Here is a 1,193-nt window from a genome sequence, read left to right on the forward strand (position 1 = left end):
GCTCGAGGGTGGGGCGGTGGATCTCGACAGCCTGCCGATTCAGACCTGCTGGCCAGATGATGCCGCACCGCTGATTACCTGGGGACTGGTGATTACCAAAGGGCCAAACAAATCACGTCAAAATCTGGGTATTTATCGGCAGCAGGTTTTGGGTAAAAACCGGGTGATTATGCGCTGGCTATCGCATCGCGGCGGGGCGCTTGATTTTAGAGACTGGCAGGAGAAGCACCCCGGCGAGCCTTTTCCCATTGCGGTTGCACTGGGGGCTGACCCGGCAACTATTTTAGGTGCGGTAACGCCAGTGCCGGACACCCTTTCTGAGTATGCTTTTGCGGGCTTATTACGCGGTTCTCGCACTGAAGTCACAAAATGTATTGGCTCTGATTTGCAGGTGCCAGCTTCGGCAGAGTTTGTGCTGGAAGGCTATTTATATCCTGATGATATGGCGGATGAAGGGCCGTATGGCGATCATACCGGCTATTATAATGAGGTTGAGCGTTTCCCGGTGTTTACCATTGAGCGCATTACCCACCGCAAAGAACCTATTTATCATAGCACCTACACAGGGCGGCCACCGGATGAGCCTGCCATGTTAGGCGTTGCTTTAAATGAGGTTTTTGTGCCAATCTTGCAGAAGCAGTTCCCTGAAATTACTGATTTTTATTTGCCGCCAGAGGGCTGTTCTTACCGCATGGCGGTGGTCAGCATGAAAAAGCAGTATCCGGGACACGCCAAGCGGGTGATGATGGGTGTCTGGTCATTTCTGCGCCAGTTTATGTATACCAAATTTGTAATTGTGGTAGATGATGATATTAATACCCGCGACTGGAATGATGTGATCTGGGCAATGACAACGCGTATGGATCCGGTGCGTGATACCACGATGATTGAGAATACGCCAATCGACTATCTTGACTTTGCATCACCCGTTTCCGGTTTGGGTTCTAAAATCGGTTTTGATGCGACCAATAAATGGCAAGGTGAAACAGATCGTGAGTGGGGCAAGCCAATTGTTATGGATAAGGATGTAAAACAGCGGGTTGATGATATTTGGGATCAGCTGGGCATTGAATAACGCCAAATTCATTGATCCATTCAATGTTTGCTTCAGCTAGCCTTCAGTCATGCCATGTCATAATATTCCATTCATTTTTAATGTTCTTTAGGTTATGATTCAGTTTAACTCTGTAAAT

At 48.3% G+C, this 1,193-nt stretch carries 1 protein-coding gene; it reads left to right on the forward strand.

Annotated features, from left to right (window positions below; genetic code table 11):
• Positions 1–1,075 (forward strand): UbiD family decarboxylase (locus AC30RD_RS09655; RefSeq protein WP_489494341.1); only part of this gene is annotated, 1,075 nt, incomplete at its 5' end.
• Between the last annotated feature and the right edge of the window lie 118 nt (positions 1,076–1,193).

This window comes from Nitrosophilus sp. (assembly GCF_982775275.1).